General features: G+C 72.1%; 23 protein-coding genes. 18 read left to right on the top strand and 5 right to left on the bottom strand.

The genetic code is table 11. The features are described from left to right. Nucleotides 1-13 precede the first annotated feature (13 nt). The gene (locus FHS38_RS21245; protein WP_184735725.1) at nucleotides 14-865 is read right to left on the bottom strand and encodes an SCO6745 family protein; all 852 of its coding nucleotides are present in this window, start codon (nucleotides 863-865) and stop codon (nucleotides 14-16) included. A 79-nt stretch (nucleotides 866-944) separates the two neighbouring features. Between FHS38_RS21245 and FHS38_RS21240 the strand changes: the two genes are divergently transcribed. Next, nucleotides 945-1,583, top strand: a complete 639-nt coding sequence (locus FHS38_RS21240; protein ID WP_184735723.1) for a DJ-1/PfpI family protein — start codon at nucleotides 945-947, stop codon at nucleotides 1,581-1,583. Nucleotides 1,584-1,765: 182 nt separating this feature from the next. Here the strand turns inward: FHS38_RS21240 and FHS38_RS21235 are convergent, their stop codons facing one another. Further along, nucleotides 1,766-2,527 (bottom strand): enoyl-CoA hydratase/isomerase family protein, encoded by a 762-nt coding sequence (locus FHS38_RS21235; protein WP_184735721.1) that lies wholly within the window; start codon nucleotides 2,525-2,527, stop codon nucleotides 1,766-1,768. Between the two features lie 75 nt (nucleotides 2,528-2,602). Here FHS38_RS21235 and FHS38_RS21230 point away from each other — a divergent pair, with 75 nt between their 5' ends. Together FHS38_RS21230 and FHS38_RS21225 are read left to right on the top strand one after the other, a co-directional pair. Next, complete coding sequence (locus tag FHS38_RS21230) at nucleotides 2,603-3,247, top strand: HdeD family acid-resistance protein (RefSeq protein WP_184735719.1); 645 nt, start codon at nucleotides 2,603-2,605, stop codon at nucleotides 3,245-3,247. Between the two features lie 201 nt (nucleotides 3,248-3,448). Then, the gene (locus FHS38_RS21225) at nucleotides 3,449-3,952 is read left to right on the top strand and encodes an ATP-binding protein (RefSeq protein WP_184735718.1); all 504 of its coding nucleotides are present in this window, start codon (nucleotides 3,449-3,451) and stop codon (nucleotides 3,950-3,952) included. Here FHS38_RS21225 and idi read toward each other — a convergent pair. The 3 genes from idi to galE form a co-directional block, all read right to left on the bottom strand. Further along, nucleotides 3,927-4,517, bottom strand: a complete 591-nt coding sequence (gene idi, locus FHS38_RS21220) for an isopentenyl-diphosphate Delta-isomerase (protein WP_184735716.1) — start codon at nucleotides 4,515-4,517, stop codon at nucleotides 3,927-3,929. The genes FHS38_RS21225 and idi overlap by 26 nt on opposite strands. 56 nt (nucleotides 4,518-4,573) lie before the next feature. Continuing rightward, complete coding sequence (locus tag FHS38_RS21215; protein WP_184735714.1) at nucleotides 4,574-5,521, bottom strand: cation diffusion facilitator family transporter; 948 nt, start codon at nucleotides 5,519-5,521, stop codon at nucleotides 4,574-4,576. Nucleotides 5,522-5,666: 145 nt separating this feature from the next. Then, nucleotides 5,667-6,653 (bottom strand): UDP-glucose 4-epimerase GalE, encoded by a 987-nt coding sequence (gene galE / locus FHS38_RS21210; RefSeq protein WP_184735712.1) that lies wholly within the window; start codon nucleotides 6,651-6,653, stop codon nucleotides 5,667-5,669. 375 nt (nucleotides 6,654-7,028) lie between these two features. Between galE and FHS38_RS21205 the strand changes: the two genes are divergently transcribed. The 15 genes from FHS38_RS21205 to FHS38_RS21135 all read left to right on the top strand — a co-directional run. Next, complete coding sequence (locus tag FHS38_RS21205; protein WP_184736125.1) at nucleotides 7,029-8,825, top strand: DUF5941 domain-containing protein; 1,797 nt, start codon at nucleotides 7,029-7,031, stop codon at nucleotides 8,823-8,825. Then, nucleotides 8,822-9,574: a phosphocholine cytidylyltransferase family protein gene (locus FHS38_RS21200; RefSeq protein WP_184735710.1), complete on the top strand. Its 753-nt coding sequence runs from the start codon at nucleotides 8,822-8,824 to the stop codon at nucleotides 9,572-9,574. The genes FHS38_RS21205 and FHS38_RS21200 overlap by 4 nt, the downstream gene beginning before the upstream one ends. After that, complete coding sequence (locus FHS38_RS21195; protein WP_184735708.1) at nucleotides 9,562-10,623, top strand: iron-containing alcohol dehydrogenase family protein; 1,062 nt, start codon at nucleotides 9,562-9,564, stop codon at nucleotides 10,621-10,623. The genes FHS38_RS21200 and FHS38_RS21195 overlap by 13 nt, the downstream gene beginning before the upstream one ends. Continuing rightward, nucleotides 10,601-11,380 carry a CDP-alcohol phosphatidyltransferase family protein gene (locus tag FHS38_RS21190; protein ID WP_184735706.1) on the top strand — a complete coding sequence of 260 codons (780 nt, stop codon included), beginning with the start codon at nucleotides 10,601-10,603 and terminating at the stop codon, nucleotides 11,378-11,380. The genes FHS38_RS21195 and FHS38_RS21190 overlap by 23 nt, the downstream gene beginning before the upstream one ends. Nucleotides 11,381-11,415: 35 nt before the next feature. Then, nucleotides 11,416-12,270 carry a glycosyltransferase family 2 protein gene (locus FHS38_RS21185; protein ID WP_184736123.1) on the top strand — a complete coding sequence of 285 codons (855 nt, stop codon included), beginning with the start codon at nucleotides 11,416-11,418 and terminating at the stop codon, nucleotides 12,268-12,270. 78 nt (nucleotides 12,271-12,348) lie between these two features. Further along, nucleotides 12,349-13,284, top strand: coding sequence for an ABC transporter permease (locus FHS38_RS21180; RefSeq protein WP_184735704.1), 936 nt, complete (start codon nucleotides 12,349-12,351; stop codon nucleotides 13,282-13,284). After that, nucleotides 13,277-14,074, top strand: coding sequence for an ABC transporter ATP-binding protein (locus FHS38_RS21175; RefSeq protein WP_184735702.1), 798 nt, complete (start codon nucleotides 13,277-13,279; stop codon nucleotides 14,072-14,074). The genes FHS38_RS21180 and FHS38_RS21175 overlap by 8 nt, the downstream gene beginning before the upstream one ends. 378 nt (nucleotides 14,075-14,452) lie before the next feature. Then, nucleotides 14,453-15,361: a squalene synthase HpnC gene (hpnC, locus tag FHS38_RS21170; protein ID WP_184735700.1), complete on the top strand. Its 909-nt coding sequence runs from the start codon at nucleotides 14,453-14,455 to the stop codon at nucleotides 15,359-15,361. Then, the gene (gene hpnD / locus FHS38_RS21165; protein ID WP_184735698.1) at nucleotides 15,358-16,308 is read left to right on the top strand and encodes a presqualene diphosphate synthase HpnD; all 951 of its coding nucleotides are present in this window, start codon (nucleotides 15,358-15,360) and stop codon (nucleotides 16,306-16,308) included. Before hpnC ends, hpnD begins: the two co-directional genes overlap by 4 nt. An 82-nt stretch (nucleotides 16,309-16,390) precedes the next feature. After that, complete coding sequence (gene hpnE / locus FHS38_RS21160; protein WP_184735696.1) at nucleotides 16,391-17,839, top strand: hydroxysqualene dehydroxylase HpnE; 1,449 nt, start codon at nucleotides 16,391-16,393, stop codon at nucleotides 17,837-17,839. Between the two features lie 44 nt (nucleotides 17,840-17,883). Beyond that, nucleotides 17,884-18,975 (top strand): polyprenyl synthetase family protein, encoded by a 1,092-nt coding sequence (locus tag FHS38_RS21155; protein WP_373301831.1) that lies wholly within the window; start codon nucleotides 17,884-17,886, stop codon nucleotides 18,973-18,975. Nucleotides 18,976-19,098: 123 nt separating this feature from the next. Continuing rightward, on the top strand, nucleotides 19,099-21,105 hold the full coding sequence (shc, locus tag FHS38_RS21150; protein WP_184735693.1) for a squalene--hopene cyclase: 2,007 nt from the start codon (nucleotides 19,099-19,101) through the stop codon (nucleotides 21,103-21,105). Next, on the top strand, nucleotides 21,105-21,755 hold the full coding sequence (locus FHS38_RS21145; RefSeq protein WP_184735691.1) for a phosphorylase family protein: 651 nt from the start codon (nucleotides 21,105-21,107) through the stop codon (nucleotides 21,753-21,755). Before shc ends, FHS38_RS21145 begins: the two co-directional genes overlap by 1 nt. A 5-nt stretch (nucleotides 21,756-21,760) precedes the next feature. Further along, nucleotides 21,761-22,783: an adenosyl-hopene transferase HpnH gene (hpnH, locus tag FHS38_RS21140; RefSeq protein ID WP_184735690.1), complete on the top strand. Its 1,023-nt coding sequence runs from the start codon at nucleotides 21,761-21,763 to the stop codon at nucleotides 22,781-22,783. A gap of 5 nt (nucleotides 22,784-22,788) precedes the next feature. Further along, nucleotides 22,789-22,965 (top strand): flavodoxin-dependent (E)-4-hydroxy-3-methylbut-2-enyl-diphosphate synthase (locus tag FHS38_RS21135; protein WP_376700059.1); only part of this gene is annotated, 177 nt, incomplete at its 3' end.

The raw sequence follows: 22,965 nt of genomic DNA, 5'->3' as shown, positions 1-22,965 counted from the left end.
AAGACCCGGAGCCTCAGCCGCGCAGGTCCGGCGGGAACGCGCCCGCCTTCACGACGGCCGTCTCGAAGACCGTCCCCAACTCGGTGAGCCGCTCCACGCCCGCCGCGCCCAGGTGCTCGTACGGCCCCGCGTCCAGCCGGTCCGTCTCGTCCTCCAGGTCCTCGCGGTGCTTGACGCCCGCCTCCGTCAACTTCCCGTCCGCGTCCAGCAGTCCGCGCTCCCGCAGCCGCTCCCGCCCCGCGGCCAGCTCCTCCTTGCTCCAGCCGCGCGTGGTGAGCAGCCACTTCTCGGACATGCCCTTGCCGCTCGCGGCGTGGCTGACGATCGCCTCCACCGGTCCGACGCCCGCCGCGGCCAGCGCCATCAGATGCCCGTCGCCGCGGTGCTCGCGCAGCAGCGTGGCGGCGTGCCAGTAGGCGAGGTGCGGGGCGTCCGGCACCGGCAGGTCGGCGTGCGCGGAGTACAGCGGGCGGGCCGAGCGGCTGCAGCCCTCCGTGGCGCGCAGCGCGAGTTCGGCCGCCTCGGCCATCTCCGGGGAGGCGACGACGTCGTCGCCGAGCAGCCGCCGCATCATGGAGTCACAGGCCCGCAGCCGCGCCTGGAGGACGTCCTGCGGCGAGGCGACGTCCCACAGCCGCGGGATGAACCCGGCCACCATGTCGTGCTTGAAGTTGTAGAAGGTCGCCGTGATCGTGCCCGCCCCGACCCGGCCGAGGGCGGCGCCCCGTCCGGCGAAGTAGGCGCCCTCCTGGAGACCGAGCCGGCCCAGCTCCTCCCGCAGGTCCGGCGAGAAGTACAGGGCGGAGTGCACGGTGTTGACAACGTTGTGGCAGCGCCGACCGGCGCGCTCGGGCAGAGTGGTCATGTCCCGCACGTTACCTACTAGTTGGTAGGGGTGGTAGGGCGGGGTGACCCTCCGCGAGACCCCTTCCCGAGGAGCTGCCGTGCAGATCGCCATCCTGCTCTATCCGGGCTTCACCGCCCTCGACGCCGTCGGCCCGTACGACACCCTGAGCCGTATCGCCGGCGCCGAGACCGTCTTCGTCGCGGAGCGCCCCGGGCCCCTGCCCAACGAGAGCGGCAACCTCACGCTCCGCGCCGACGCGGGCCTCGCCGAGGTGACCTCCCCCGACGTCGTGGTCGTCCCCGGCGGACCGCCCGTCCGCACCGAGCCGCACCGACGCCCCGGCCCGGTGCGGGACTGGCTGACCGCCGTGGACCGGGGGACGACGTGGACGACGTCGGTGTGCACCGGATCGCTGATCCTGGGCGCCGCCGGGCTGCTGAGGGGCCGGCGCGCCACCTCGCACTGGCTCATGCTGGAGCAACTGGCCGCCTACGGTGCCGAGCCGGCGGGCGAGCGGGTCGTCCTGGACGGCAAGTACGTCACCGCCGCCGGGGTCTCCGCCGGCATCGACATGGGGCTCACACTCGTGGGCCGCATCGCGGGCGACCGCGCCGCGCAGACCGTCCAGCTGTTCATCGAGTACGACCCGCGGCCGCCCTACGACGCGGGCTCGCCGCTGACGGCCCCCGCCGACGTCGTCGCCGCGGCGCGCGCCGCGGCCGGGACCCTGCGGTAGGGCCTGTGCGGTGGATCTTCGTGGATCGGGGCCTTTGGTGCGCGGGTCGGCAAGGCGGAGTCCCGCCCTTGCGCCGGGCCTCCTCGGGCGGGCCCGACCAACGCGGCGAGTCCCCCGGTTGCCGCTGGGAGGTGGCCCCGGTGCCAGGCGTCGGGAGCCCGCGAGGATCCGCCGGGCAGGCCCTAGCTGGGCCGTCCCACGGTCCATCCGAACCGCGGTGCCCTGCGCTCCAGGAAGGCGGCGACCCCCTCGGCGGTGTCGCCGCTGCCGCGCGCCTGCTCCGTCCAGTACGCGAGCCGCTCGGCGTTCGCCGGCCCCGCCGCGAACTCCTTCGCCGCCGCCTGGGTCAGTTGTGACCGCGAGGCCAGCACCCGGGCGAACTCCGCCACCCGCTTGTCCAGCGCGTCCCGCGGCCACACCTCGTCCACCAGACCGGTACGCAGCGCGCGCTCGGTGTCGATCAGCTCGGCGGAGAAGAGCAGGTACTTCGCCGTCGCCGGGCCGACCAGCTCCACCAGCCGCCGGGTGGAGGACGCCGCGTAGACGATCCCCAGCCGCGCCGGGGTGATGCCGAAGCTCGCCCCCTCCGCCGCGAACCGCAGGTCGCAGGCGGCCGCGAGCTGGCAGCCGCCGCCCACGCAGTGGCCGCGCACGGCCGCGACCGTCGGCTTGGGGAACGCGGCGAGGGCCTCCTCGGCCGCGACCGCCAGATCCCGCGACGCCTCGGCGCCCTCGGTCAGCGTGGAGATGTCCGCGCCCGCGCAGAAGGTGTCCCCCTCGCCGGTCAGGACGAGGACGCGGACGGCCGGGTCGGCCGCGCACCCCGCCAGCAGCCCGGGCAGCGCCCGCCACATGTCCGTGGTCATGGCGTTCCGCTTGGCGGGGTTGGCGATGCGGACGGTCGCGATGCCGTCTTCGGTGTCCAGATGCAGTGCGGGCTCCATGCGCCGGATGCTATCCGGGCGTGATCATGCGATCCGACCTATGATCCGGACAGGGGGCGCTACGAGGAGGCGCTGATGCCCGGAGCCCGCAGGCGCAAGGACGGGCGGCCCGGCCCCCACGGCGAGCTGAGCCGCAGCTTCGGCCGGCTCGCGCTGCTGGGCGCGGTGCTCGTCGTCGCCGGGCTGGTGGGCCTGTGCTACGTCGGATTCGCGACCCTCACCACCATGATCCTCTTCGGCTGGCTGCTGCTCGTGGGCGGTGTGGTCGGGCTGCTGCACGCCTTCCAGTCGCGGCAGAGCAACTTCTTCTGGCTGGCCGTGGTGGTCGCCGCGCTGAACCTCGCCGCGGGCGTGGTGGTGCTCCGGCGGCCCGAGGGCGCCGCCGAGACCCTGACGATGTTCGCGGCGCTGCTCTTCCTGGCCGGCGGGGTGTTCCGGCTGGCGGGTGGTCTGGTGGTGCGCGGCCCCCAGTTCGGCTGGACGCTGGTGCAGGGCGCGTTCGGTGTGCTGCTGGGCGTTCTGGTGCTCGCCGACTGGCCGCACAGCAGCCTCTATGTGATCGGCACCTTCTTCTCCCTCGCGCTGCTCTTCGACGGGCTCGGGCTGATCGCGATCGGGGTGGGCGGGCGCCGCGTGGTGAGCCTGGTGGAAGAAGAGGGGCAAGGGAGAGGACAGGGAGGAGGGGGAGCGGGCCCGGCGGCCACTACGCCCCCGGCCTGACTCGGGGAGTCTGATATTCCGCATCGTTCATGGAACGCGGAACACGGCGACCGGAATCGGTCACCTGGGCACCCAATTGCCGCGTCCCCGATCAAATGCTGTCGATAAGTGCCGATTTCTACACAGTCCGCAGGTGCGGACCTTTACATTCCCCAACACTCGTGGGTGCGGCACAGCCACGGTGAGGGGTTGGTATCGGACATGGAAATCCTCGGGAGCGTCCCGCCCGAACCGGGGCAGGTCGCCCCGCTCCGGAGACCGATGGAGTACGACGGCACCTGGCGGTTCACCGCCCCCGCGCTCGATTCCTCCGTGCCCCAGGCCAGACACGCGGTCCGCGATCTGCTCCGGCACCAGGGCGTACGGCTCCCGGGCGACCTGCTGCACGGACTGCTGCTGATCGTCTCCGAGCTGGTCACCAACGCCGTACAGCACGCGGCGCTGCTCTCCCCGGAGGTGGCCGTGGAGGTCTCCCTCGGCCCCGACTGGGTGCGGGTGGCCGTCGAGGACAACCACCCCTACCGGCCCAAACCCCTGGAGGCGGACGACCGCCGCACCGGCGGCCGGGGGCTGCTGCTGGTCAAGGCCATCTCGGAGGAGGCGGGCGGCCGGTGCGACGTCGAGCACACCGCGAGCGGCGGCAAGGTGGTCTGGGCCGCCCTGCCGCTCCTCGCGACGGCTACCAGCCCGCCGCGTCCCCGGTGATCTCCCGCACCACCGGCCGGGCGGCGTCCAGCACGGTCATGAACCACGCGGAGAAGGGACCCTCCGCCATCAGCGCGGCCAGCTCGGCCGGGGTGACGAACGCCGTCTCGCCGATCTCCTCCGGATCCGGGTCCGGCTCGGCGGTCACGGTCCCGACGAAGAGGTGGTTGTACTCCTGCTCGACCAGGCCCGAGGCCGGGTCGGGGTGGTTGTAGCGCACGGTGCCGGCCTCCCGCATCAGCGAGGGGGCGAGACCCAGCTCCTCGCCGGTACGGCGGGCGGCGGCGACGAACGGAGGCTCGTCGGGATACGGGTGGCCGCAGCAGGTGTTCGACCAGACACCGGGGGAGTGGTACTTCCCCAGCGCCCGGCGCTGCAGCAGCAGCCGGCCGCGGTCGTCGAAGAGGAAGACCGAGAACGCGCGGTGCAGTCTGCCGGGCGCGACATGGGCGGAGAGCTTCTCGGCGGTGCCGATGGTTCTGCCGTCCTCGTCGACCAGCTCCAGCATGATCGGTTCAGCGGTGGATGCGGAGTCGGCGGAGCCCTCGGCTGATGTGATCGGCATTGACCATCCTCGTTGTCGGTCTTCGGTTCACAAGTCTGCCGTACGCGCCCCCGCCGTCAGTGACAGAGTTTGGCTTCGTGCTCGGCATGTCCGCTGGGCTCCAGCTGGAACGTGCAGTGCTCCACGTCGAAGTGCTCGCCGAGGCAGCCCTGCAGGTCGTGCAGCATCTTCTCGTGACCACCGGCCTCCAGCGCCGACTGGTCCACCACCACGTGCGCCGAGAGCACCGGCATTCCGGATGTGATCGTCCACACATGGAGGTCGTGCAGGTCCATCACCCCCGGCAGCCCCATGATGTGCGCCCGGACCTCGTCCATGTCGACGTCCTTCGGCGCGGCCTCCAGCAGGATGTCCAAGGCCTCGCGCAGCAGCTTGAGCGTGCGCGGCACGATCATCAGACCGATGACCAGCGAGGCGATCGGGTCCGCCTGCGTCCAGCCGGTGGCCATGATCACCAGGGCCGAGACGACCACGGCCAGCGACCCCAGGGCATCCGAGAGCACCTCCAGGAACGCCCCGCGGACGTTGAGGCTCTCCTTCTGGCCGCGCATCAGCAGCGCCAGCGAGATCACATTGGCGACCATGCCGATGAGGCCGAAGACGACCGTCATGCCGCCCGGCACGTCCGTCGGGTTGATCAGCCGGTCCACGGCCTCGAAGAGGATGTAGCCGCCCACGCCCAGCAGCAGCAGACAGTTCAGCAGCGCCGCGAGGATCTCGGCGCGGGCGTAGCCGTAGGTGCGGCGCGCGCTGGCCGGCCGGTTGGCGAAGTGGATCGCCACCAGCGCCATCGAGACGCCCACCGCGTCCGTCGCCATGTGCCCGGCGTCCGCGAGCAGCGCCAGCGAACCGGTCAGGGCACTACCGATGATCTCCGCGACGAGCACCGTGAGCGTGATGCCGAGCGCGATCCGCAGCCGCCCCCGGTACGCGGCGGCCGCGGTGCCGCTCGTACCCGGCGGCGGTGCTCCGTGCGAGTGGCCGTGGTCGTGCCCTGCGCCCATGAATGCCGCCTCCCGAAACCGTCGCACGCACGGCCGACGGACATCGGCCGAGCCCTCAGTGAACTACGGGAGGGGGGTATTGGCAACGCGGCACTGAACACCGTTGTCATTGCCTCTGACCTGCGGCGATGCTCCAAACGGCTGATCAGCGAAGACGTGCCTCCGGGTGGTGCAGACACCACCCTTCCCAGGCCGAGGCGACCATGGCGCGCACGTCGTGCGCGGCGCTCCAGCCGAGCTCCTTCGCGATCCGCTCGCCCGAGGCCACGACACGCGCCGGATCACCCGGACGGCGAGGCTCGACGACGGGCGCGGGCTCGGCGTAGCCGGTGACCTCGGCGATCAGATCGGCCATCTCGCGCACCGACACCCCCTGCCCGGTGCCGACGTTCAGCGTCAGATCGCCCGCGCCCGGCCGCTCGGCGAGCCTGCGGGCCGCGGCCAGGTGGGCCGTGGCGAGGTCCTCGATGTGGATGTAGTCACGGACACACGTGCCGTCGGGGGTGTCGTAGTCGTCACCGAAGATCCGGGGGCTCTCGCCCCGGGTGATCCGGTCGAACATCATCGGAATGATGTTGTAGACCCCCGTGTCGGCGAGTTCCGGCTCGGCCGCGCCCGCGACGTTGAAGTACCGCAGACAGGCCGTGGAGATCCCGTGCGCCGCGCCGGTGGCCCGTACAAGCCACTCGCCGGCCAGCTTCGTCTCCCCGTACGGGTTCATCGGCAGACAGGGCGTCTCCTCCGTGACGAGGTCCACGTCCGGCATGCCGTAGACGGCCGCGGAGGAGGAGAAGACGAAGCTGGCGACCTGTGCGTCGACCGCGGCCTCCAGCAGCCGGGTCAGGCCGTGCACGTTCTCGCGGTAGTACAGCAGCGGCTTCTCGACCGACTCCCCGACCTGTTTCTTCGCCGCGAGGTGCACCACCCCCGTCACGTCCAGGTCCCCGAACGCCTGGTCCAGCGCCGCGCGGTCCAGGACCGACCCCCGGATCAGCGTGCACTCCTCCGGCAACCGGGTGGCCACGCCGCTGGACAGGTCGTCCAGCACGGCCACCTTCTCTCCGGCCTCCACCATCGCCCGCGCAACGTGCGCCCCGATATATCCGGCTCCGCCTGTGATCAGCCACGTCATGACGGGCACCCTAGGCCGTGTCCGGCGGGTCATGCGAGCCGGCCTCGCGGCCTGTGTCGTTCGCACCACCGCTGCGCGGCGGTCGTCCTCAAGCGCCGGACGGGCTGGTTGTGGCTGAGGCCGGCCCCATCAAGCCTGTCCGGCGTTTGAGGACGCGCCCGCAGGGCGCTCGCCGCCGCGGGCGGCGCAACGGGCCGTCAGTCGAGGATTCGCCGGCCAGGCGAACGGCGGTGAACGACCGCCTCCGGTGATCCGATAGCCTCTGCCGACGTGCCGCACGCCGCCCCCGACGGGGCCCTGGCGCGCCACACCGCTGCTCGGCCGCCCCCGCGGACGCAAAGAGCGGCCACGTCCGTTTCCAAGGAGTGAGTTCGTCTGTCGACCGCCATCCTCACCGGTTTGCCGCCCGTCGGCTCCTCCCTCGAGGACGACCTGCGGTCCCTGGGCTTCGATGTGCGCGCGGCGGCCGACGCCGCCGGCACCGCGGCGGCGCTGGCCGCCGTCCCGGCGGCCGAGCGGGTCGCCCTCGTCGACGCCCGCTTCGTCGGCCACCTCCACGCCCTGCGCCTGGCCCTGACCGACCCGCGCTTCCCCGCGGCGGCGGTGGAGGGCGCGCTCACCGCGCAGCCCGAGGCACGCGGCGCCCTCACCCGCGCGCTCGCCACGGTCACGGACGCGGACCCGGGGGAGGGACTGCCCGACGTCCTCGCGCCCCGGCTGGAAGCCGACGGCGTCGGCGTGCACCGCCCCGACCTCGGGGTGCTCGTCGCCACCGTCCCCGCCGACGCCGACGTCCGTGCGAAGGCCGAGGGGGACGTCGCCGCGGTTGACGACGAGGCCGTACGGCTGCGCGCCGCCGTGAAGTCCCGGGACGGGTTCTTCACCACCTACTGCGTCAGCCCGTACTCCCGCTACCTCGCCCGCTGGTGCGCCCGGCGCGGACTCACCCCCAACCAGGTGACGACCGCCTCACTGCTCACCGCGCTCATCGCGGCCGGCTGCGCGGCGACCGGCACCCGGCCCGGCTTCGTCGCCGCCGGCGTGCTGCTGATCCTCTCGTTCGTGCTCGACTGCACCGACGGCCAGCTCGCCCGCTACTCCCTGCAGTACTCCACGCTCGGCGCCTGGCTCGACGCGACCTTCGACCGCGCCAAGGAATACGCCTACTACGCGGGTCTCGCCGTCGGCGCGGCCCACGGCGGCGGCAGCGACGACGTCTGGGCCCTCGCGCTCGGCGCCATGGTCCTGCAGACCTGCCGGCACGTCGTCGACTTCTCCTTCAACGAGGCGAACCACGACGCCACGGCCAATACGAGCCCCACCGCCGCCCTCTCCGACAAGCTCGACAGCGTCGGCTGGACGGTCTGGGCGCGCCGCATGATCGTGCTGCCCATCGGTGAGCGCTGGGCCCTGATCGCGGTCCTGACCGCGCTCACCACGCCCCGTATCGTCTTCTCCGTGCTGCTCGTCGGCTGCGCGCTGGCCGCCTGCTACACCACGGCCGGCCGGGTACTGCGCTCGCTGACCCGCAAGGCGCACCGCACGGACCGCGCGGCCCGGGCGCTGGCCGACCTCGCCGACTCCGGCCCGATCGCGGAGCTGGCCGCCAAGGCGGCTGCCCGCCGGCCCGGCGGCGGGGCCACGGCCCCGGTCCTCGCGCTCGCCGGTGCCGGGCTGCTCCTGGTCCAGCTGTGGTGGCACCCCGAGCCGGGCTGGTGGCCGGTCCTCGGCGCGGGCCTCTACGCCCTCTTCGCGGGCGCGGCCGTCGCGAGGCCCCTCAAGGGCCCCCTGGACTGGCTGGTCCCCCCCGTCTTCCGCGCCGCGGAGTACCTGACGATCCTGGTGCTGGCCGCCCACTCGGGCGGGAGCGGTGCGCTGCCCGCGGCTTTCGGCCTGGTGGCCGCGGTCGCCTACCATCACTACGACACGGTGTACCGCATCCGTGGCGGCAGTGGCGCGCCCCCGCACTGGCTGGTGCGGGCGATCGGCGGTCACGAGGGACGCGTCCTGGCGGTTACGATCGCCGCCGCCCTGTGGCACAACCAAGGTTTCACCATCGCGCTGACGGCCCTCGCGGTCGCCCTCGCGCTCGCGGTGCTCAGCGAGAGCATCCGTTTCTGGGTGTCCTCCGGGGCCCCCGCAGTACACGACGAAACAGGAGAACCCGCATGATCGGCCTCGTGCTGGCAGCCGGCGCTGGACGGCGTCTGCGCCCCTACACCGACACCCTGCCCAAGGCTCTGGTGCCGGTCGGCCCCGAGGGGGAAGAGGAGTCGATCACCGTCCTCGACCTCACCCTCGGCAACTTCGCCGAGGTCGGCCTGACCGAGGTCGCGATCGTCGTCGGCTACCGCAAGGAGGCCGTGTACGCGCGCAAGGAGGCGCTGGAGGCGAAGTACAACCTCAAGCTCACCCTGATCGACAACGACAAGGCCGAGGAGTGGAACAACGCCTACTCCCTGTGGTGCGCGCGTGAGGTCCTGGGCCGCGGTGTGATCCTCGCCAACGGCGACACCGTCCACCCCGTCTCCGTCGAGAAGACCCTGCTCGCCGCCCGCGGCCAGGGCCAGAAGATCATCCTCGCCCTCGACACGGTGAAGCAGCTCGCCGACGAGGAGATGAAGGTCGTCGTGGACCCCGAGAAGGGCGTTCAGAAGATCACCAAGCTCATGGAGCCCACCGAGGCCACCGGTGAGTACATCGGTGTCACCCTCATCGAGGCCGAGGCCGGCGCCGAGCTCGCCGCCGCGCTGAAGACCACCTTCGAGCGCGACCCCGACCTCTACTACGAGGACGGCTACCAGGAGCTCGTCAACGGCGGCTTCAAGATCGACATCGCGCCGATCGGCGACGTCAAGTGGGTCGAGATCGACAACCACGAGGACCTCGCCAAGGGCCGGGAGATCGCGTGCCAGTACTGACGAGGCTCATCCCCTCGCCGGTCGTCGTCGACATCCGTGCCGGAGCGCTGGACGATCTGGCGAAGATCCTCGCCGATCAGCGGATCTCCAGCTCCGGCAAGCTGGCCATCGCCATCAGCGGTGGCTCCGGGGCGAAGCTGCGCGAGCGGCTCGCCCCGGCGCTGCCCGGCGCCTCCTGGTACGAGGTCGGCGGCGGCACGCTCGACGACGCCATCAAGCTCGGCGACGCGATGAAGTCCGGGCGCTACGACGCGGTCGTGGGCCTCGGCGGCGGAAAGATCATCGACTGCGCGAAGTACGCCGCGGCGCGGATCGGCCTGCCGCTGGTCGCCGTCGCGACGAACCTCTCGCACGACGGTCTCTGCTCGCCCGTCGCGACCCTCGACAACGACGCGGGCCGCGGCTCCTACGGGGTGCCGAACCCGATCGCCGTCGTCATCGACCTTGACGTCATCCGTGAGGCCCCGGTCCGCTTCGTGCGCTCCGGCATCGGTGACGCGATCTCCAACATCTCCGCCGTCGCGGACTGGGAGCTCGCCCACCGCGAGCGCGGCGAGGACATCGACGGCCTGGCCGCCGCCATCGCCCGGCAGGCCGGCGAGGCCGTGCTCCGCCACCCCGGCGGCGTCGGCGACGACGGCTTCCTCCAGGTGCTCGCCGAGGGCCTGGTGCTCACCGGCATCTCGATGTCGGTCGCGGGCGACAGCCGCCCGGCCTCCGGTGCCTGCCACGAGATCAACCACGCCTTCGACCTGCTCTTCCCCAAGCGCGCCGCCAGCCACGGCGAGCAGTGCGGCCTCGGTGCGGCCTTCGCCATGCACCTGCGCGGTGCCCGCGAGGAGTCCGCGCTGATGGTCCAGGTGCTGCGCAGGCACGGGCTGCCGGTCACGCCCCAGGAGATCGGCTTCACCACGGAGGAGTTCGTCCAGGCCGTCGAGTACGCCCCGCAGACCCGCCCCGGGCGCTACACGATCCTGGAACACCTCGACCTCTCCACCGACCAGATCAGGGACGCATACGCCGACTATGCAAAAACCGTCAGTCGCTGAACTCCGCCCGGTCGTCCACCCCGAAGGGGTCAAGGACCGGCGCAGCGGTGAGCACTGGGCCGGTCGCCTGTACATGCGAGAGATCTCGCTGCGCTGCGACCGGCATCTGGTGAACACCAGGATCACGCCCAACCAGCTCACCTACCTGATGACCGTCTTCGGCGTCCTCGCCGCTCCGGCCCTGCTGGTGCCGGGGATCGCGGGCGCCGTGCTCGGCGTGCTGATGGTCCAGCTCTACCTGCTGCTCGACTGCGTCGACGGCGAGGTCGCCCGCTGGAAGAAGCAGTTCTCGCTCGGCGGCGTGTACCTGGACCGGGTCGGCGCCTACCTGTGCGACGCCGCGGTCCTGGTCGGCTTCGGTCTGCGCGCCGCCGATCTGTGGGGCTCCGGCCGGATCGACTGGCTGTGGGCCTTCCTCGGGACCCTCGCCGCCCTCGGCGCCATCCTGATCAAGGCCGAGACCGACCTCGTCGGCGTCGCCCGGCACCAGGGCGGGCTGCCGCCGGTCAAGGAGGCGGCGTCCGAGCCGCGGTCGTCCGGCATGGCGCTGGCCCGCAAGGCCGCCGCCGCGCTGAAGTTCCACCGCCTGATCCTCGGGATCGAGGCGTCCCTGCTGATCCTGGTCCTCGCGGTCCTGGACACGGTCCGGGGCGACCTGTTCTTCTCGCGGCTCGGCGTGGCCGTCCTCGCGGGCATCGCGATCGTGCAGACCGTGCTCCACCTCGTGTCCATCCTCGCTTCGAGCAGGCTCAAGTGAGTGCCCCGGCGAAGCTCGGCGCGGTCGTCCTGACCATGGGCAACCGCCCCGAGGAACTGCGCGCGCTGCTCGACTCCGTCGCCAAGCAGCAGGGCGAGGCCATCGAGGTCGTCGTCGTCGGCAACGGCTCCCCGCTGCCGGAGCTGTCCGTGCCGGGGCTGACCGTACGGACCGTCGAGCTGCCCGAGAACGTGGGCATCCCGGCGGGCCGCAACGTCGGCATCGAGGCGTTCGGGCCCGGCGGCCGCGAGGTCGACGTCCTGCTCTTCCTCGACGACGACGGGCACCTGCCCGGCCAGGACACCGCCGAGCTGTGCCGCGAGGCGTTCGCCGCCGATCCGAAGCTGGGCATCATCAGCTTCCGGATCGCCGACCCCGACACCGGGGTCACCGCCCGCCGCCACGTACCGCGGCTGCGGGCGGCCGACCCGATGCGGTCCTCGCGGGTGACGACCTTCCTCGGCGGCGCCAACGCGGTCCGCACGAAGGTCTTCGCCGAGGTCGGCGGTCTGCCGGACGACTTCTTCTACGCGCACGAGGAGACCGACCTCGCGTGGCGGGCCCTGGACGCGGGCTGGATGATCGACTACCGGTCGGACATGGTGCTGCACCACCCGACCACGGCCCCCAGCCGGCATGCGGTCTACCACCGCATGGTGGCCCGCAACCGGGTCTGGCTGGCCCGGCGCAACCTCCCGGCCCCCCTCGTCCCCGTCTACCTCGGGGTGTGGCTGCTGCTGACGCTGGCCCGGCGGCCGTCGCCGCCCGCGCTGCGCGCCTGGCTCGGCGGCTTCAAGGAGGGGTGGACGACGCCCTGCGGTCCACGGCGCCCCATGAAGTGGCGTACCGTTTGGCGCCTGACCCGACTGGGTCGCCCTCCCGTGATCTGACAAGCTCGTGTCTGAGAGCATCGGGCGCTGCCCGGGGCACCGCCCCGGCAGCGCACCTTGAGGACGAAAGTGTCAACTGTGAGCGAGACAACGCACGACAGTGCGGTCGCCCTGAGTGCCCCCCCGTCACCCGACGACGGACTCCCCGCCGCCGAGCTGGCCAAGAAGTACGGCCTGGCGGTCAGCGGTGCCCGCCCCGGGCTGGGGGAGTACGCGCGGCAGCTGTGGGACCGGCGTCACTTCATCGTGGCGTTCTCCCGGGCGAAGCTGACGGCGCAGTACAGCAAGGCGAAGCTCGGACAGGTCTGGCAGGTGGCCACGCCCCTGCTCAACGCGTTCGTGTACTTCCTCATCTTCGGCGTGCTGATGGACGCCAAGCGGGACATGGGCCCGGACACCTACATCCCCTTCCTGGTCACGGGTGTCTTCGTCTTCACCTTCACCCAGACCTCGGCGATGGCGGGGGTCCGTGCGATCTCGGGGAACCTGGGCCTGGTGCGGGCCCTGCACTTCCCGCGGGCGGCGCTGCCGATCTCCTTCGCGCTGCAGCAGCTCCAGCAGCTGCTCTACTCGATGGGTGTGCTGATCGTCATCCTGGTCGGCTTCGGACACTTCCCGAAGCTCTCCTGGCTGTTGATCTTCCCGACGCTGGTGCTGCAGTTCGCGTTCAACACGGGCCTGGCGCTGATCATGGCCCGTGCGGGCAGCAAGACGCCGGACCTGGCGCAGCTGCTGCCGTTCATCACCCGTACGTGGATGTACGCGTCCGGCGTGATGTACAGCATGACCGACCAGCTCAAGCGGGCCCATGCCCCGGAGTGGGTGATCGACGTCCTCGGGGCCAACCCGGCGGCCGTCTACATCGACCTCATGCGCTTCGCGCTGATCGACGGCTACGGCGCGGACAAGCTGCCGCCGCACGTCTGGGCGCTGGCGCTCGGCTGGGCGCTGCTGCTCGGTCTCGGGGGCTTCGTGTACTTCTGGAAGGCTGAGGAGCAGTACGGCCGTGGCTGATCAGAACAGCGTCGACAAGACGGCGGCGTCGAGCCGCGTCCCCACCGTGATCGCGGACGACGTCCACATCGTCTATCGCGTCTACGGGGGCAACACCGGCCGGGGCAGCGCGACCGCCGCCCTGAACCGGATCATCAAGCGCAAGCCGGACGCCGGTGTCCGTGAGGTGCACGCCGTCAAGGGCGTCAGCTTCACCGCCTACCGGGGCCAGGCCATCGGCCTCATCGGCTCCAACGGCTCCGGCAAGTCCACCCTGCTCAAGGCCATCGCGGGGCTGCTGCCCGCCGAGCGGGGCAAGGTCTACACCGACGGCCAGCCCTCGCTGCTGGGCGTCAACGCCGCGCTGATGAACGACCTCACGGGCGAGAAGAACGTGATGCTCGGCGGGCTGGCGATGGGCATGACCCGGGAGCAGATCCGCGAGCGCTACCAGTCCATCGTCGACTTCTCGGGCATCAACGAGAAGGGCGACTTCATCACGCTGCCCATGCGGACGTACTCCTCCGGCATGGCGGCCCGGCTGCGCTTCTCCATCGCCGCGGCCAAGGACCACGACGTGCTGATGATCGACGAGGCGCTGGCCACCGGCGACCGTTCCTTCCAGAAGCGCTCCGAGGCCCGCATCCGCGAGCTGCGCAAGGAAGCCGGCACCGTCTTCCTCGTCAGCCACAACAACAAGTCCATCCGCGACACCTGTGACCGGGTGCTGTGGCTGGAGCGCGGCGAGCTGCTGATGGACGGGCCGACCGACGAGGTCGTCCGGGCGTACGAGAAGGAGACGGCCCGCTAGCCGTCACCGGTCGGCCGGGTCCGCCCGCCGCCGTCCGGCGGGCGGACTTGACCGACCTGTAACGATCAACTCGCTTATTGGCAGGGTTGATTCACGTCCTGCGTGGCATTGTATGGATCAAGCACATACCCCGGCGCGCGTCGGACATTTGTGCGGCGTACGCTGTACCGTGCTGATTTGTGCCGAAGCGTGACGTTACCTGGGTATCCCCGGCGCCAGGGGGCGGGTCAGAGGTGGGTCAAGGGTGGGGGGACCTGCGGCGTGTCCGAAATAGGATGTTCTGGGATTGCAGTGTAGAACGGGAGATGTGACGGCAATGGCTACGGGAACTCTCCAGCTCCGCGGCGCGCACGCCGTCCCCGGTCCTGGCAGCCCGCGATGACCGCAGGGACGGACGCGCACGCGCGCGCCGTGCTCGACAAGGCCGCGCACGAGAACTTCCCCGTGGCTCCCTTCTTCGTGCCCCGCTCCTGGCGCGCCGACCTCATGGCGGTCTACGGCTACGCCCGTCTCGTCGACGACATCGGCGACGGCGACCTGGCCCCCGGCGGCCGGGACGCCGAGCTGCTCGGCCTCGACCGCGAGCAGAGTGACGACCGGCTCGCCATGCTCGACGCCCTCGAGGCCGACCTGCTGCGTGTTTTCGATGTGTCCGCGCGCTCCGGCACCGGCCCGCGCCACCCCCTGCTGCTCCGCCTCCGGCCGACCGTCCGCCGGTGCGGTCTGACCCCCGAGCCCTTCCTCGGGCTGATCGAGGCCAACCGCCAGGACCAGCGGGTGCGCCGCTACGCCACCTACGAGGACCTGCTCGCCTACTGCGAGCTGTCCGCCAACCCCGTCGGCCACCTGGTACTCGGTATCACCGGCACTCTGAGCCCCGAGCGGATCCGCCGCTCGGACGCGATCTGCACGGCTCTGCAGATCGTCGAACATCTCCAGGACGTCGCCGAGGACCTCGCGCGCGACCGCATCTACCTGCCCGCCGAGGACATGAAACGCTTCCGCGTGAGCGAGAGCGATCTCGCCCTTGCGACCAGTGGCGCGTCGATGCGCGCACTGGTCGCGTACGAGGCGGAACGCGCCGGGGACCTGCTGAATGAAGGCACCCCCCTGGTGGGTAGCGTCCACGGCAGGCTGAAGCTGTTGCTCGCGGGGTTCGTGGGCGGCGGGAAGGCCGCACTCAAGGCGGTCGCCGCCGCGGGCCACGACGTACTCCCCGGACCGCCCAAGCCCACCAAGCTCAGCCTGCTGCGCGAGGTGGGGGCGACACTGCGAAGAGAGGGGTGAGCGGGACCGTGAACGGAACGCCGACCGCGTCCGCACCGGTGCTCGCCGCGTACAGCTACTGCGAGGCCGTCACCGCACAGCAGGCAGGTAACTTCAGCTACGGCATCAGACTGCTCCCGACCGCGAAGCGCCGGGCCATGTCCGCGTTGTACGCCTTCTCGCGGCGGGTCGACGACATCGGCGACGGCACTCTGGACGCGGCGTCCAAGACGCTGCGGCTGGAGGAGACGCGCGCGCTGCTCGACCGGATCAGAGAAGGCACCGTCGACGAGGACGACACCGACCCGGTGGCCGTCGCGCTGACGCACGCCGCCCGCCGCTTCCCCATCCCCCTCGGCGGCCTCGACGAGCTCATCGACGGCGTTCAGATGGACGTGCGCGGCGAGACCTACGAGACCTGGGACGACCTGGCCCTGTACTGCCGCTGCGTCGCCGGCGCCATCGGCAGGCTCTCGCTCGGCGTGTTCGGCACCGTCCCCGGCGCCCGGGACGCCGCGCGCGCCTCGGAGTACGCCGATACGCTCGGCCTCGCCCTGCAGCTCACCAACATCCTGCGCGACGTCCGCGAGGACGCGGCCAACGGCCGTACGTACCTCCCCGCCGAGGACCTCGCCAAGTTCGGCTGCTCCGCGGGCTTCCACTCCGCCACGCCCCCGCCCGGCGCCGACTTCACCGGCCTCGTGCAGTACGAGGTCCGGCGCGCCCGCGCGCTGTTCGCCGAGGGTATGAAGCTGCTGCCCATGCTGGACCGGCGCAGCGGCGCCTGCGTCGCCGCCATGTCCGGCATCTACCGCAGACTCCTGGACCGCATCGCCCAGGACCCGCGGGCCGTGCTGCGCGGCCGGGTCTCCCTGCCCGGGCGCGAGAAGGCCTATGTCGCCGTGCGCGGCCTGTCCGGCTTCGACGCCCGCAGCGTCCACCGGCAGACCGTCAAGGGGCGCGCTTGATGGCCCGAACTCACACCGAGGATCGGTGTGCAACCCTCCGCCCCGCGGACGCGTCCCTGACAGCAGCCGAGGGAGAGGGCGCATGACAGCACGGACGACGACCCGGCCCGACCGGCATCGCGCGCAGGAGGCAGGCCGCCCCGTCGGGGCGGCCGCGGTGGTGATCGGGGGCGGCCTCGCAGGCACCACGGCGGCGCTCGAACTCGCCGACGCGGGGCTGCGCGTCACCCTGGTCGAGGGGCGGCCCCGGCTGGGCGGGCTGGCCTTCTCCTTCCGCCGCGGCGAGCTGACCGTCGACAACGGCCAGCACGTCTACCTGCGCTGCTGCACCGCCTACCAGTGGTTCCTCGACCGGGTCGACGCCCTGGCGCTCGCCCCGCTGCAGAGCCGGCTGGACGTCCCCGTCCTCGACGTCGGCCACCCCTCGGGGCGGCCCGTCCTGGGCCGGCTGCGCCGCACCGCGCTGCCCGTACCGCTGCACCTGGCGGCCAGCCTCGCCACCTACCCGCACCTCTCGCTCGCCGAGCGGGCCAAGGTCGGCCGCGCCGCGCTGGCGCTGCGCGGCCTCGACCCCATGGATCCGGCGCTGGACGGGGAGGACTTCGCGAGCTGGCTGCACCGCCACGGCCAGTCCCCCCGCGCGGTCGAGGCGCTGTGGGACCTCGTCGGCGTCGCCACCCTCAACGCCACCGCCGACCAGGCCTCCCTGGGCCTGGCCGCCATGGTCTTCAAGACCGGCCTGCTCTCGGAGCCCGGCGCCGCCGACATCGGCTGGGCGCGCGCCCCGCTGGGCGAGCTGCACGACGTCCGCGCCCGCGCGGCCCTCGACGCGGCGGGCGTCCGCACCTGCCTGCGCACCCGCGCCACCGGCCTCACACGGGGCACCGACGGCACCTGGCACGTGGACATCGAGTCCGGGCCGGGCTCGGCCGAGCGGCTGGACGCGGGCACCGTCGTGCTCGCCGTCCCGCAGCGCGAGACCCACGCCCTGCTGCCCGAGGGCGCCCTGGACGACGCCGACCGGCTGCTCGGCATCGACACCGCCCCGATCCTCAACGTCCACGTCGTCTACGACCGCAAGGTCCTGCGACAGCCGTTCTTCGCGGCCCTCGGTTCCCCCGTGCAGTGGGTCTTCGACCGCACGGACTCCTCCGGCCTCGCCGGCGGCGGCCAGTACCTGGCCGTCTCCCAGTCGGCCGTGCAGGACGAGATCGACCTGCCGGTCGCCGAGCTGCGCGAGCGCTATCTTCCCGAGCTGGAGCGGCTGCTGCCCGCGGCACGCGGCGCCGGCGTCCGGGACTTCTTCGTGACCCGGGAGCGGACAGCGACGTTCGCCCCCACCCCGGGCGTCGGCCGGCTCCGGCCGCACGCCCCCACGAACGCGCCCGGCCTGTACCTGGCCGGCGCGTGGACCGCCACCGGCTGGCCCGCGACCATGGAGGGCGCGGTGCGCAGCGGTCTGTCCGCCGCCGGCGCGGCACTCTCCGAGCTCGGGCGTCCGCATCAGAGCCCCCTCCGGGAGCCGGCATGAACGAGCGAGCCACCCAAGGCGTGCACCCCCGGCACGGGGGACGCATGAGCATGAACACCAGAGGAGAGACCGTGACTTCGGCGATCCCAGCTGTCGACACCGCAGGCGTGACCGCCCTGCTGGAGCGCGGACGGACGCTTGCCACGCCGGTGCTGCGTGCCGCCGTGGACCGGCTCGCGCCGCCCATGGACACCGTCGCCGCCTACCACTTCGGCTGGATCGACGCCGAGGGCCGGCCCTCGCACGGCGACAGTGGCAAGGCGATCCGCCCCGCCCTCGCCCTGCTCTCGGCCGAGGCGGCCGGGGTCGCCCCCGAGGTGGGCATCCCCGGCGCGGTGGCCGTGGAGCTCGTGCACAACTTCTCGCTGCTCCACGACGACCTGATGGACGGCGACGAGCAGCGCCGCCACCGCGACACGGTGTGGAAGGTGCACGGCCCGGCCCAGGCCATCCTGGTCGGCGACGCCCTCTTCGCCCTCGCCAACGAGGTCCTGCTGGAGCTCGGCACGGTCGAGGCCGGCCGCGCCACCCGGCGGCTGACCACCGCCACCCGCAAGCTCATCGACGGCCAGGCCCAGGACATCTCCTACGAGCACCGCGAGCGCGTGACCGTCGAGGAGTGCCTGGAGATGGAGGGCAACAAGACGGGCGCCCTGCTCGCCTGTGCCGTCTCCATCGGCGCGGTCCTCGGCGGTGCCGACGACCGTACGGCCGACACCCTGGAGGCCTACGGCTACCACCTCGGCCTCGCCTTCCAGGCCGTCGACGACCTGCTCGGCATCTGGGGCGACCCGGAGGCCACCGGCAAGCAGACCTGGAGCGACCTGCGCCAGCGCAAGAAGTCCCTCCCCGTCGTCGCCGCCCTCGCCGCCGGCGGCCCCGCCTCCGAGCGGCTCGCCCGGATCCTCGCCGCCGACGCCAAGCTCAGCGACGCCCAGGCCGCCGACTTCGACGAGGAGGAGTTCGCCAGCCGCGCGGCGCTGATCGAGGAGGCGGGCGGCCGGGAGTGGACCTCCCAGGAGGCCCGCCGCCAGCACGCCACCGCGATCGAGGCGCTGGACGGCGTCGACATGCCCGCAGAGGTCCGAGCGCAGCTCGTCGCGCTCGCCGACTTCGTCGTCGTACGAAAGAGATGATTCCCATTCACCCGATCTAGACCTCGCAGTCGCCGGTAGGCGCCCCTCGCTCGGGGCGCCGCCGACGGAACCCCCAAGTACGGCAGTACGGCAGAGAAGAAACTCACTGCAAAAGGGGAAGCCATGACAGCGACGACCGACGGAGGCACCGGGGCGGGCTCGCCCCCTGCGGCCGCGGCCAACGAGAGCACCACCGTCCTGCCCCCGGCCGCGCGCGCCGGGCAGGCGGAGCCGCACGCGGCCGCGGAGCGGGCCACCGCCCGCGCGGTCGAGCACCTGCTCGCCCGGCAGGACACGGCGGGATGGTGGAAGGGCGACCTGGAGACCAACGTCACCATGGACGCCGAGGACCTGATGCTCCGCCAGTTCCTCGGCATCCAGGACGAGCGGACCACCCGGGCGGCGGCCCTCTTCATCCGCACCGAGCAGCGCCCGGACGGCACCTGGTCCACCTTCCACGGCGGGCCCGCCGAGCTCTCCGCCACCATCGAGGCCTATGTCGCGCTGCGGCTCGCCGGGGACGCCCCCGAAGCCCCGCACATGGCCGCCGCGGCGCTCTGGATCCGCGAGCAGGGCGGCATCGCCGCCGCCCGGGTCTTCACCCGGATCTGGCTGGCCCTCTTCGGCTGGTGGAAGTGGGACGACCTCCCCGAACTGCCGCCCGAGATCATGTACTTGCCGAAGTGGTTCCCGCTCAACATCTACGACTTCGGCTGCTGGGCCCGGCAGACCATCGTGCCGCTGACCGTCGTCTCCGCCGAGCGCCCGGTACGGCCCGCGCCGTTCCCCCTCGACGAGCTGCACACCGACCCGCGGCGCCCCAACCCCCCGCGCCCGGCGGCCCCGGCCGCCAGCTGGGACGGCCTCTTCCAGCGCCTGGACAAGGCGCTGCACGTCTACCGCAGGTTCGCGCTCGCCCCGCTGCGCCGCACCGCGCTCAGGGCGGCCGAGCGCTGGATCATCGAGCGCCAGGAGAACGACGGCTGCTGGGGCGGCATCCAGCCCCCCGCCGTCTACTCCGTCATCGCCCTCCACCTCCTCGGCTACGACCTCCGGCACCCGGTGCTGCGCGCGGGGCTCGAGTCGCTGGACCGTTTCGCCGTCTGGCGCGAGGACGGCGCTCGCATGATCGAGGCGTGCCAGTCGCCCGTCTGGGACACCTGCCTCGCCGTCATCGCGCTCGCCGACGCGGGCGTCGCCGCCGACCACCCGGCACTCGTCAAGGCCGCCGACTGGATGCTGGACGAGCAGATCACCCGGCCCGGCGACTGGACCGTCCGCCGGCCCGATCTGCCCCCGGGCGGCTGGGCGTTCGAGTTCCACAACGACAACTACCCCGACATCGACGACACCGCCGAAGTCGTCCTCGCCCTCGAGCGGGTACGCCACCCCGACCCCGGGCGCGTCGAGACGGCCGTCCGGCGGGCCACCCGCTGGAACCTGGGCATGCAGTCCAGGAACGGCGCCTGGGGAGCCTTCGACGCCGACAACACCAGCCCCTTCCCCAACCGGCTGCCGTTCTGCGACTTCGGCGAGGTCATCGACCCGCCGTCCGCCGACGTCACCGCGCACGTGGTCGAGATGCTGGCGGTCCTCGGCAGGCAGCACGACCCGCGCACCCGGCGCGGCATCGACTGGCTGCTCGCCGAACAGGAGCCGTCCGGAGCCTGGTTCGGCCGCTGGGGCACCAACTACGTCTACGGCACCGGGTCGGTGCTGCCCGCCCTCGTCGCCGCCGGGCTGCCCGTCTCGCACCCGGCCGTCCGCCGGGCCGTGGCCTGGCTGGAAAGCGTGCAGAACGCCGACGGCGGCTGGGGCGAGGACCAGCGCTCCTACCGCGACCCCGAGTGGATCGGGCGCGGTGCGACGACCCCCTCGCAGACCGCCTGGGCGCTGATGGCGCTGCTGGCCGCGGGGGAGCGGGAGAGCAAGGCCGTCGAGCGCGGCGTGGCCTGGCTGGTGGAGAACCAGCGCCCGGACGGCTCCTGGGACGAGCCGCACTTCACCGGGACCGGCTTCCCCTGGGACTTCTCCATCAACTACCACCTGTACCGGCAGGTCTTCCCCGTCACGGCCCTCGGCCGCTATCTGCACGGCGAGCCCTTCACCCCCGACCGGCGGGAGGGCTGATGACCCCCGGCACGGGCACCCCCGGCTCCGCACCGCTGCTGATCGCCTGCGCGCTCGGCATCGAGCGGCTGGCCCTGGGCGGCGGCTTCGGTGGAGCCGCCGGGCCCGTGACCGTACTGCGCACCGGCATGGGACCGCAGGCCGCGGACCGCGCCGTGGCCCTCGCGCTCGGGGACGACCCGGCGCTGTGCGACGCCGCCGTGATCGCCACCGGCTTCTGCGCCGGCCTCGCCCCGGGGATGCACCCCGGGGACCTGGTCGTCGCCGACGAGACCCGTGACGACGCCGGGCGCACCGAGTGCGTCGGCGTGGAGCTGCTGGCCAAGGAGCTGGCCCGGGCCGTGCCCCGGCGTGTCATCCACACCGGCCCGCTGGTCGGCTCGGACCACGTCGTGCGCGGCGCCGAACGGACGGCCCTGCACGCCGCGGGGGCACTCGCGGTGGACATGGAGTCCGCCGCCACGCTGCGAAGCGCGGTGCGCGCCGGCGCGCGCCCGGTTGCGGCCGTCCGGGTGGTCGTGGACGCTCCAGAACACGAACTCGTCCGAATCGGGACCTTGCGGGGTGGAATATCAGCCTTCCGCGTACTACGCACTGTTCTTCCGGCTTTTTTCGAATGGCACCGTTCTTTGCTGCTCCCCAGGAGGTGAGCTAGATGGCCATGCCGCTCCGCCAGACCATCCGGGTCGGGACGTACCTTTTTGAACAGAAGCTCCGGAAGCGGGAGAAGTTTCCACTGATCGTGGAACTCGAGCCGCTTTTCGCCTGCAACCTCAAGTGCGAGGGCTGTGGGAAGATCCAGCATCCGGCCGGGGTGCTCAAGCAGCGTATGCCGGTCGCCCAGGCCGTGGGTGCGGTGCTGGAGTCCGGTGCGCCCATGGTGTCCATCGCGGGCGGCGAGCCCCTGATGCACCCGCAGATCCACGAAATCGTGCGGCAGCTGGTGGAGCGGAGGAAATACGTTTTCCTCTGCACCAACGCCATGCTGATGCGCAAGAAGATGGAGAACTTCACGCCCTCGCCGTATTTCGCGTTCGCGGTGCACATCGACGGGCTGCGCGAGCGGCACGACGAGTCCGTCGCGAAGGAAGGCGTCTTCGACGAGGCGGTGGAGGCGATCAAGGAGGCCAAGCGCCGCGGCTTCCGCGTCACCACCAATTCGACCTTCTTCAACACCGACACCCCCCAGACCATCATCGAGGTGCTCAACTACCTCAACGACGACCTCCAGGTCGACGAGATGATGATCTCGCCCGCCTACGCCTACGAGAAGGCCCCCGACCAGGAGCACTTCCTCGGCGTCGAGCAGACCCGCGAGCTGTTCAAGAAGGCCTTCTCGGGCGGCAACCGGCGCCGCTGGCGGCTCAACCACAGCCCGCTCTTCCTCGACTTCCTGGAGGGCAAGGCGGACTTCCCGTGCACCGCGTGGGCCATCCCCAACTACTCCCTCTTCGGCTGGCAGCGCCCCTGCTATCTGATGAGCGACGGGTACGTGCCCACCTACCGGGAGCTGATCGAGGACACCGACTGGGACAAGTACGGGCGGGGCAAGGACCCGCGGTGCGCCAACTGCATGGCGCACTGCGGCTACGAACCCACGGCCGTGCTGGCCACCATGGGCTCCTTGAAGGAGTCGCTGCGCGCCGCCCGCGAGACCATCGCCTCGAACCGGGGCTGAGTCCTGTGGCCCCGGCGCAACGGGTACCGCTCGGGCTCCCCGGCGTGCCGGCCCGGCCGCTCGCGACCCGCCGCCCCTCGCGGCGGGTCCAGGTCGGGTCGGTGGCTGTCGGTGGTGATGCGCCGGTGTCGGTCCAGTCGATGACGACGACGCGGACGTCGGACATCGGTGCGACGCTTCAG

This window comes from Streptomyces netropsis, assembly GCF_014203545.1.
Classification (GTDB): Bacteria; Actinomycetota; Actinomycetes; order Streptomycetales; family Streptomycetaceae; genus Streptomyces; species Streptomyces netropsis.
Note: the sequence above shows the minus strand (reverse complement) of the source record. Positions and strands in the feature narration are given on the sequence as shown.